Origin of the sequence: Streptomyces sp. URMC 129, assembly GCF_051386415.1 — a bacterium.
Classification (GTDB): Bacteria; Actinomycetota; Actinomycetes; order Streptomycetales; family Streptomycetaceae; genus Streptomyces.
This window is the reverse complement of sequence record NZ_JBPQTQ010000067.1, coordinates 23,182-31,888: the sequence shown is the minus strand read 5'-3', so window position 1 is coordinate 31,888 and position 8,707 is coordinate 23,182. Positions and strand designations below refer to the sequence as shown.

Annotated in this window: 10 protein-coding genes; 5 read left to right on the top strand and 5 right to left on the bottom strand. The window is 74.7% G+C overall.

Annotation, left to right across the window (positions count from 1 at the left end):
- Both ACSNOC_RS15640 and ACSNOC_RS15635 read right to left on the bottom strand, forming a co-directional pair.
- A partial coding sequence (locus tag ACSNOC_RS15640; RefSeq protein WP_436748041.1) for a serine/threonine-protein kinase occupies positions 1-1,056 on the bottom strand: 1,056 nt, incomplete at its 3' end.
- A 136-nt stretch (positions 1,057-1,192) separates the two neighbouring features.
- Positions 1,193-1,429 (bottom strand): hypothetical protein, encoded by a 237-nt coding sequence (locus ACSNOC_RS15635; RefSeq protein ID WP_436748040.1) that lies wholly within the window; start codon positions 1,427-1,429, stop codon positions 1,193-1,195.
- Positions 1,430-1,577: 148 nt separating this feature from the next.
- Between ACSNOC_RS15635 and ACSNOC_RS15630 the strand changes: the two genes are divergently transcribed.
- From ACSNOC_RS15630 to ACSNOC_RS15610, 5 genes are all read left to right on the top strand, one after another.
- A complete protein-coding gene (locus ACSNOC_RS15630) occupies positions 1,578-1,898 on the top strand; it encodes a DMT family transporter (protein ID WP_436748039.1) in 321 nt (106 codons plus the stop codon).
- Positions 1,898-2,491, top strand: coding sequence for a TetR/AcrR family transcriptional regulator (locus ACSNOC_RS15625; protein WP_436748038.1), 594 nt, complete (start codon positions 1,898-1,900; stop codon positions 2,489-2,491). The genes ACSNOC_RS15630 and ACSNOC_RS15625 overlap by 1 nt, the downstream gene beginning before the upstream one ends.
- A 10-nt stretch (positions 2,492-2,501) precedes the next feature.
- On the top strand, positions 2,502-3,491 hold the full coding sequence (dapD, locus tag ACSNOC_RS15620) for a 2,3,4,5-tetrahydropyridine-2,6-dicarboxylate N-succinyltransferase (protein WP_436748037.1): 990 nt from the start codon (positions 2,502-2,504) through the stop codon (positions 3,489-3,491).
- 115 nt (positions 3,492-3,606) lie between these two features.
- Positions 3,607-3,942, top strand: coding sequence for a hypothetical protein (locus ACSNOC_RS15615; RefSeq protein WP_436748036.1), 336 nt, complete (start codon positions 3,607-3,609; stop codon positions 3,940-3,942).
- Positions 3,943-3,972: 30 nt separating this feature from the next.
- On the top strand, positions 3,973-4,722 hold the full coding sequence (locus ACSNOC_RS15610) for an EI24 domain-containing protein (protein ID WP_436748035.1): 750 nt from the start codon (positions 3,973-3,975) through the stop codon (positions 4,720-4,722).
- On the opposite strand, the gene dapA is transcribed toward ACSNOC_RS15610, so the two are convergent.
- From dapA to ACSNOC_RS15595, 3 genes are all read right to left on the bottom strand, one after another.
- A complete protein-coding gene (gene dapA / locus ACSNOC_RS15605; protein ID WP_436748034.1) occupies positions 4,719-5,639 on the bottom strand; it encodes a 4-hydroxy-tetrahydrodipicolinate synthase in 921 nt (306 codons plus the stop codon). The two genes, ACSNOC_RS15610 and dapA, sit on opposite strands and share 4 nt — an antisense overlap.
- A gap of 69 nt (positions 5,640-5,708) precedes the next feature.
- A complete protein-coding gene (locus tag ACSNOC_RS15600) occupies positions 5,709-6,584 on the bottom strand; it encodes an SGNH/GDSL hydrolase family protein (RefSeq protein ID WP_436748033.1) in 876 nt (291 codons plus the stop codon).
- Between the two features lie 122 nt (positions 6,585-6,706).
- On the bottom strand, positions 6,707-8,575 hold the full coding sequence (locus ACSNOC_RS15595) for an endonuclease/exonuclease/phosphatase family protein (RefSeq protein ID WP_436748032.1): 1,869 nt from the start codon (positions 8,573-8,575) through the stop codon (positions 6,707-6,709).
- Positions 8,576-8,707 lie beyond the last annotated feature (132 nt).

Here is an 8,707-nt window from a genome sequence, read left to right as displayed (position 1 = left end):
GTCCAGCACACCAGCGCGCCCGTCCCGGTGGAGAACGTGCCGCCGGGCGTGCGGGGCCGGCGGGGCGGTGGGCGAGGGGTCGGGCGGCAGCACGGTGGCGGCCTCGGCCGTCATCCCGGCCGGGCCCGCGCCGGCGCCGGGGAGCAGCAGCGGCAGCAGGGACACCAGGGCGGCGAGCGCGCGCCGGCCGCCCTCCTCCCAGTCCGCGCCGTACGCGGCGCCGGCCGCCTCCTCCAGCTCCGCCAGGAACGCGCGCGCGTCGGCGGGCCGCAGCGCCGGGTCCTTGGCCATGCCGTGCCGGATCAGGTCCCGCACGCCCGGCGGCACGTTCTCCACCGGGACGGGCGCGCTGGTGTGCTGGACCATCAGCTCCGCGGTGCTGTCGCCGCCGAACGGCGGGCGTCCGGTCAGGCACTCGTGGAACGTCGCGGTCGCCGCGTAGATGTCGGTGGCCGGGCCGGCGGGCAGGCCGCGCCACTGCTCGGGCGCCATGTACCGGGGGGTGCCGGCGACGGTCCCGCCGAAGCCGGAGGGGACCGCGATGCCGAAGTCGACCAGCTTGGAGGTGCCGTCGAGGGCGACGAGCACGTTGCCCGGCTTGTAGTCGCGGTGCACGACACCGGCGGCGTGGGCGGCGGCCAGGCCCAGCAGGGAGCCCTTGAGGACGACGAGGGCCGCCTCGGGGGCGGCCGGGCCGTGCTCGCGCAGCAGGGTGCGCAGGGTGATGCCGTCGATCAGCTCCATGACGATGGCGGCGGCCGTCGGCGCCTCGACGTACTCGTAGAGGGCGGCGACGTGCGGGGAGCCGAGGGCGCCGAGCAGCTCGGCCTCGCGGCGGAAGGCGGCGCGGAACGTCTCGTTCGCGCGGTACCGCTCGTTGAGGTACTTGATGGCCACGGGTGTGCCGGTGGCGTCGTGGACGGCCAGGACCACCCGTCCGCTGGCGCCGGTGCCCAGCTCGCGGGACTCGGTGTACCCGGGAACGGTCCACTCGTCCCCGGTGCCCGTGCCGCCCGCGCCGGGTCTGCCGCTCGTGCCGCCGCTCTCGCCGTCCATCGTCCGCGCTCGCCCCCTGGCCTCTCCGCGCCGTCGGTCAGGGCGCAAGACGCGCGCGCGGGCGGCGCGGTTCCGGCGGGCGGCGGCGGGGTTCCCGCCGCCCCCGGAACCCCGCCGCCCGCCGGGTGGGGCGCTGTCAGGCGTGGTCGACGAGCTGGAGGTGGCCCTGGGTGCGGGCGCAGTGGGCGCAGCAGAAGAAGTGCCCGTCCTCGGTCTCCAGGCCGTGGCCCATGATGCGGCACTGGCAGTTCTCGCAGATCGGCGCCATCTTCTGGACGGCGCACTCGAAGCTGTCGAAGACGTGGACCTCTCCGGCGGCGCGCACCTCGAAGGCCATCCGGTAGTCGTTGCCGCAGACCTCGCACTCGGCCATGGGGTCTTTCCTTCCGTTGTTCACGTGGGTGGGGTGGGGGGTGGGTGGTGCTTGTCGCGCCGCAAGGATGGCGGGCGGGCGCGGCGCGTGCCCCGCAGACGCGCAGGGCGGTCACTCCACCGGCCGGGCGTTATGTACGCTCGTACACATGATGTACGTGACGCTGGCCGCCGCGATCCTGGCCGAGATCATCGGCACCATGCTCCTGAACCAGAGCGACGGCTTCAGCAGGCTCTGGCCCAGCCTGGGCACCGTGGGCTGCTACCTGCTGGCCTTCGCCCTGCTGGCCCAGACCCTGAAGTCCATGGAGGTCGGCGTCGCCTACGCCATCTGGTCCGGCGCCGGGACGGCGGTCGTCGCCGCCATCGGCGTGCTGTTCCTGAACGAGAGCGCGTCCCCGGCCAAGCTGCTCGGCGTCGTCCTCGTCATCGCCGGGGTCACCCTGCTCAACCTGGGCGGGGCCCACTGATGCCGCGCCGCTTCGACCCCGACCGCAGAGGGCGCCTGGTGGACGCGGCGGTGACGGTGGTGGCGGAGCGCGGCATCGCGGGGCTCAGCCACCGGGCGGTGGCCGACGCCGCCGCCGTGCCGCTCGGCTCCACCACGTACCACTTCGCAAACCGCGACGAGCTGCTGACGGCCGCGCTGGAGCGGCTCAACGACGCCTGGCTGGACCACTTCGCCGCCTGGCTCGACAGGCTGGGGCCCGGCCGGCCGCTGGCGGACGCGCTGGCCGGGTACCTCGGTGACTGCCTCGGCCTGCGCCGGAAGGAGACGGAGCTGGCCTATGAGCTGTACGTGGCGGGCCTGCGCCAGCCCGCCCTGCGGCCCCTGGCCGCCGGATCCCTGGACCGCGTGGCCGGCCTGCTGCGGTCCCGCCTGCCCGACGAGACGACGGCCCGCACGCTGGCCGCGACCATCGACGGCCTGCTGATCCAGTACCTGCTCACCGGCCGCCTGTACGACCCGGCGGAGGCGCGGACGGCCTTCACCCGGCTGCTGGCCGGTGCCGGGGTGTCCGGCATCGGGACGGGTTCGCCGCCGGGCACGCCCACCCGTTAGCGTCTGGGACATGACCGACGCAACGTCCACTCCCGCCACCGGCGCCGTCGCCGCCGGGCTCGCCACTGTCGACGCCGACGGCACCGTGCTCGACACCTGGTTCCCCGCCCCCGAACTCACCGCCGGACCGGGCCCCGCCGGTACCGAGCGGCTGAGCGCGGAGCGCGCCGCCGACCTGCTCGGCGAGCAGGCGCCCCGCGCGCTCGGCCCCGACGCGCGGCGCGGCGTCGAGGTCGTGGCGGTCCGCACGGTCATCCCGGACCTCGACGCCAAGCCCCTCGACGCGCACGACATCTACCTGCGGCTCCACCTCCTCAGCCACCGCCTGGTCCGCCCGCACGGGCTGAGCCTGGAGGGCATCTTCGGGCTGCTCACCAACGTCGCCTGGACCAGCCACGGCCCGGTCCCGGTCCACGGCGTGGAGCAGGCCCGCCTGGCCTTCCGCGCCGAGGGCCTGCACCTGGCGGTGACCAGCATCGACAAGTTCCCCCGGATGACCGACTACGTGATCCCGCCGGGCGTGCGGATCGGGGACGCCGACCGGGTGCGGCTCGGCGCGCATCTGGCCACCGGCACCACCGTCATGCACGAGGGCTTCGTCAACTACAACGCGGGCACGCTCGGCGTCTCCATGGTCGAGGGCCGGATCAGCGCGGGCGTCGTGGTCGGGGACGGCTCCGACATCGGCGGCGGCGCGTCCACCATGGGCACGCTGTCGGGCGGCGGGAAGCAGACCATCTCCATCGGCCGGCGCTGCCTGCTGGGCGCCGAGTCGGGCATCGGCATCTCGCTCGGCGACGACTGCGTGGTGGAGGCCGGTCTGTACGTGACGGCGGGCACCCGCGTCACGCTGCCGGACGGCGAGGTCGTCAAGGCGCTGAAGCTGTCCGGCGCGGACAACCTCCTCTTCCGGCGCAACTCCACGACCGGCGCGGTCGAGGCCCTGCCGCGCACCGGCCACTGGGGTGGCCTCAACTCCGTGCTGCACCACCACAACTGACGTTGCCGTCACCTCTCGCGGTCGCGCCGGCCCGCTGATCCGAGGGGCGTCCCGGGGTCTGTCTTCGACCAGGGACGTCCGACAGCCGCCGGCGCGGCGCGGAGGTGTGCGACGGGTGAGCGAGTCACCGGTCTCGCGGGGGAAGCGGTACGGGCGCGACCGGCGGTACGTGCATCTGCCGGACGGCACGACCGTGGCCTGGTTCGACCGGCAGGGCGAGTTCCTCCAGGTGCTGGTGGCCGAGCACCGCGACGCGGCGCCGCTGGCGCTCGCACCACATCGCCGGGAGCCGGCCCGGATCCGGGGTCGGCGACGAGGCGGTGCGGATCGGCCCGGCCACCTTGTCCGTACGTCCGCGGGAGCCGCGCCGAGGCGCGGCGGGCCGGGACCGGGCGGCATCGAGCGCGGGTACGCCGTGGTCCGGGATTCCGGCACCCGGACGGGGGCGTGAGTGTCGCGGCAGGGCGCTAGCCTGGCGGCCGTGCGCGATGTGATGACGGGCTTGCGGTTCATGCTGCTGGGGCAGCGGTGGGTGCTGACGCACCGGAGGTGGTTCGGCTTCGGGCTGCTGCCCGCGCTGGTCACCCTGGTGATCTACGCGGTCGCGCTGACCATGATCACCCTGTGGTCCGACGACATCGTCACCTGGGCCACGCCGTTCGCGGACGGCTGGGACGACCTGTACCAGGCGCTGCTGCGCGGCCTGTTCGCCGCGCTGCTGATCGGCGGCGCGCTGCTGACGGCCGTGCTGACGTTCACGGCCGTCACGCTGCTGATCGGGGACCCGTTCTACGAGGCGCTGTCGGAGCAGGTGGAGAAGTCCGACGGCGGGCCGGGCGACGGCGCCGGTCCCGGTGTGCCGTGGTGGACCGACCTGGCGGACAGCGTGCGGGTGCTGCTGCGGTGGGCGGTGTTCGGGGTGCCGCTGTTCTTCCTCGGCTTCGTGCCGCTCCTCGGGCAGACCGTGGTCCCGGCGGTCGGCGTCGCCGTCACCGGCTTCTTCCTGACGATAGAGCTGACCTCGCTCCCCCTGGCCCGGCGGGGGCAGCCGCTGCGCGAGCGGATGCTGCTGTTCCGCACCCGGCCGGGCCTGGCCCTGGGCTTCGGGGTGCCGCTGGCGCTGCTCTTCCTGATCCCGGTGGCCGCCGTGGTCCTGATGCCGGGCGCGGTCGCCGGGGCCACGCTCCTGGCCCGGGACGCGACCGCGTACCGGGCGCTGAACGCGTACTAGGCGCCGGGCCCCTCCGCCCACACCGGGGAGCCGAGGGCCGACGTCAGGGCGTCGACCAGACGGCCCGTCAGCTCCGCACCGGCCGGCAGCAGCGGGCCGCGCACCGGCCCGCCCGGCAGGCCGGCCGCGCGGAACAGCGCCTTGACCGCGACCGTTCCCGGCACCTCGCCCATCACCGCCGCCACCAGCGGCAGCAGCGCGCCGTTGCGGCGGGCCGCCGCCGCGTGGTCCCCGGCGGCGAACGCGTCCAGCACCGCCCGCACCTGGCGGCCCGCGACGTTGGCGACCGTGCTCACGCACCCGGCCGCGCCGAGCGCCAGCAGCGGCAGATTCGTCTCGTCGCTGCCGGAGTAGTACGCGAGGCCGGTCTCGGCCATGATCAGGCCGGACTTCAGGGGATCGAACGCGCAGTCCTTGACCGCCACGATCCGCTCGTGCTCCGCGAGGCGGCGCAGCGCGTCCGCGGTGAGCGCCGTGCCGGTGCCGGTGCGGGCCGGGATGTCGTACAGCATCACCGGAAGCCCGGTGCCGTCCGCGACGGTCCGCAGGTGGTGGACGATCGCCTCCTGCGTCGGCCGCGAGTAGTACGGCGTGACGACGAGCAGTCCCTGCGCCCCGGCCGCCTCGGCGGCGCGCGCGAGGGCGACGGTGTGCCGGGTGTCGGCCGTCCCCACCCCGGCGACGACCGGGGCCCGGTCCCCGACGGCCTCCACCACGGCCCGGACCACGGCGGCCTTCTCGGCGTCGGTGGTGGTGGGCGACTCGCCGGTGGTTCCGTTGACGACGAGGGCGTCGCAGCCGCCGCGCTCGACAAGGTGCGCCGCGAGCCGCCGGGTCCCGGCGAGATCGAGCGCGCCGTCCTCGTCGAACGGTGTGATCATGGCGGCGGCACAGCGGCCGAAGGGTCCGGTAGACATGGCCCGAGTCTGTCCCGCACGCCCGCGCCCGGTCCACTTAGCGGCGCCGCGCCCGTCCGTTCAGCGCCGCTACCCCGTCTCCGCCGTCGTCGCCGCAGTCTCCACCGCCCCGGCCACCAGGCCCGCGACATGGGCCTGGCCGGCGGCCGTGGGGTGCATGGGGGCCGCGTCCAGGACGGGCACGGGGCCTTCGACCCACCTGCGCCAGGGGAGGAGCTGGCAGGCGTCGTGGCCGGTGGTCTCGCCGGGGTTGACGAAGGTGGCGCCGGCGGCCGTGGCGCGGTCGCCGATCATCGTGTTGAGCCGGCGCTGCACGCCGTCGAGGTAGGGGACGTCGCCCACGGAGATCGGCACGAACGGCCAGCAGCCCAGGGCGGGGGGCAGGATGCGCAGGTAGCCGACGACGACGATCCGGGCGTGCGGGGCGCGTGCCCGGATGTCCGCGAGCACCGCGTCGATCTTCGGCGCGGTGGCGGCGACGCGGTCGGCCAGCTGGTCGGTGCCGCCGGAGGTGAAGCGGTCCTCGCAGGGCGAGCCGAGGGGGTTGGTCATGCCGGCGGCGCCGCAGGCGGCGGCGATCGAGCCGAAGCCTATGTCGTTGCCGCCTATCGTCAGCGTCACCAGGTCGGTGTCCGGGGTGAGCGCGGCGGTCTGGGAGGACAGGACGCCGCCGGTGACCGCGCCCGCGCAGGTGGCGTCGGTGAACGTCGCCGGGTCCAGCGTCTCCGCGAGGCGGGCCGGGTAGTTGTCGGTGGCCCGGACGCAGCCGGTCTCCGGGTCGGTGTAGTGGGTGGACGCCGTGCCGAGCGAGGCGTAGGAGTCGCCCAGGGCGACGTACTCCAGGGGCGGTTCCTCGTCGGTGACGGCGTTCGCGGCCGGCGGGACCGCCAGCAGCGTGCCGAGCAGTCCGGTCGCGGCGAGGGCAAGTCTCCAGGGCGAGCGCATCGTTGGGCCTCCTTCTTACCGGCGGGTAAGAGAAGGTATGGGCCAATCCCGGAGCCGTCAATGGACCGGGCGCGGGGGCACGCGGCCCCCGCGCCCGCGCGTCGGGGTGCGTCAGGGTCGCGTCACGGGCGGAAGCGCAGGACCTGGGGGTCGTGGTCGCTCGCCTGGTCCGCGAACTCGGCGTTGATGTGGACGATGTCGTAGTCGTAGCGGCGGATCGCGGGGGAGACCAGCGTCTGGTCCAGCACCTGCGAGTTGCCCTGGAAGACGTACGTGTACCGCTCGTCGCGCGGCAGGGAGTTCACCGCGCTCTCCAGCGCGCCGCCCGCTTCGAGCGCCTCGGTGGTCGCGGAGAACTCGAAGTCGTTGATGTCCCCCAGCACCACCACCTGGGCCGTCCGCTGCGCCGACCTGATCTCGCGCACGAACGCGTTGACCGCCTGGGCCTGGAGAAGCCGCTGCTCCTCGGAGGAGCGGACCGGCGGCTGGTGGCGCGCGTACAGCGGCTGGTCACCGCCCTTGGAGGTGAAGTGGTTGGCGATGACGAAGACCGTCTCGCCCCGGAAGGTGAACTCGGCGGCCAGCGGCTTGCGGCTGTCCTCCCACGCCGCGTCGGCCGGGTCGATCCGGCCGGGGGAGAGGGTGAGGTGAGCCCGGCCGCGCTCCTTCACCACGCCGGTCGCGGTGGTGGCGTCGCCGCCCGCCCGGTCGGTGAACGAGACGCGCTCGGGGTTGAAGAGGAAGACGTTGCGGATGTTGCCGCCCGGCTGGCCGCCGTCCGCGCCGTCCACCGGGTCGATGCTCCGCCACTCGTAGCGCGGGCCGCCCGCCGCCACGATCGCGTCGGTGAACCGCTGGAGGGTCAGGTCGGCGGCGACCGTTCCGTCGTCGGTGGGGCCGGAGTTGTCCTGGATCTCCTCCAGCGCCAGGATGTCCGGCGCGGCGAGGTTGTCCACGACGGCGGCGGCCAGCCGGTCGAACTTCTCCTGGCTGTTGCCCGGGTGGAGGTTCTCCACGTTGTAGGTGGCGACGGCCAGTTCGTCCGCGCGCTGCGGGCGGGTGGTCTCCGGCTCCAGACCGCCCGGGACGACCTCGCCGAGGGAGCGGGCGGCCAGCAGGTACCCGCCGAACTCGTCGTAGTCCAGGGGCCCGGAGGTCGGACCGGCGAGCACGTCCCCGACATCGGCGGCCGGGAACGGCCGCTGCGCCACGGGAACCAGCGACTCGATCTTCAGGCGGCCCGGATTCTGCGCGGTGTACGAGGCGTAGCGGGTGCCGCCGCCGGCCGTCGGGTTCGTGTCCGGCTCCAGCGTCACCCACAGCTCGAAGAACGAGGTGCTCGGCCCGGCCACGGGGGCGTCCCCGATCTCGACGTTCATGCCCTCCAGGGCCTCGTAGAGATCCAGCGCGTAGGCGGCGGGGTCGAGTTGGAGGCCCTCGACGCTGTTGTCCGCCGCCGGGTCGCCGGCCGGGGCGTAGCGGTCCGGCACGGTGTCCGCGTCGAGCACGACGGGCGCGGGAAGCTCGTTCCCCGAGGACCGGACGGTGACCGCGGGCCGGGATATCTGGGTGAGCGACTGGCCGCCGGACGCGGCGCCGCCGGGGTAGTACTCCCCGACCGTGCCCGAGACCAGCACGTCGTCGCCCACCGCGACCCGGGGAGTGGAGCTGGTGAAGACGAAGATGCCCTCGCTGGTGGCCGCCGAGCCGTCCGCCTCCGGGTCCTGGATCCAGAAGCCGCGTGAGCCGTAGGTGCGCACGCCCGTGACGATGCCCGCCACGTCGGTCACCTGGCGGCCCGCGTACGGCGACAGCCGCGTCGAGCCCTGGAGGTCGCGGATGCGCGGGGCGTCGAGGGCCTGGGCGTCGGCGGCCGAGGAGGCGGGCGGCGCGAGCAGCGTGCCGCACAGCCCGGCGACGACGAGGGCGCCGACGGCGGCCGATCTGCGGTGCGGGCGGAAACGGTGTGCTGCGGACTGGGCTGCGGACAAGGGGTGCCTCCGGACGGGCGTGTGGCCGAGTGCTGCTGCCTTCTACGCGCGTAAGCTCCCCCAGGCGCCGGGGCGTTGTCAACGGCTGCCGGAAAGCCGCCGGACGACGGGCGCGGAACGGCCGCGGAACGC

Excerpts from the sequence above, each read along its gene's own strand:
- ACSNOC_RS15600 (WP_436748033.1), bottom strand. The coding sequence starts at position 6,584 with ATGCGCTCGCCCTGGAGACTTGCCCTCGCCGCGACCGGACTGCTCGGC.
- ACSNOC_RS15635 (WP_436748040.1), bottom strand. The coding sequence starts at position 1,429 with ATGGCCGAGTGCGAGGTCTGCGGCAACGACTACCGGATGGCCTTCGAG.
- ACSNOC_RS15625 (WP_436748038.1), top strand. The coding sequence starts at position 1,898 with ATGCCGCGCCGCTTCGACCCCGACCGCAGAGGGCGCCTGGTGGACGCG.
- ACSNOC_RS15630 (WP_436748039.1), top strand. The coding sequence starts at position 1,578 with ATGATGTACGTGACGCTGGCCGCCGCGATCCTGGCCGAGATCATCGGC.
- dapA (WP_436748034.1), bottom strand. The coding sequence starts at position 5,639 with ATGTCTACCGGACCCTTCGGCCGCTGTGCCGCCGCCATGATCACACCG.
- dapD (WP_436748037.1), top strand. The coding sequence starts at position 2,502 with ATGACCGACGCAACGTCCACTCCCGCCACCGGCGCCGTCGCCGCCGGG.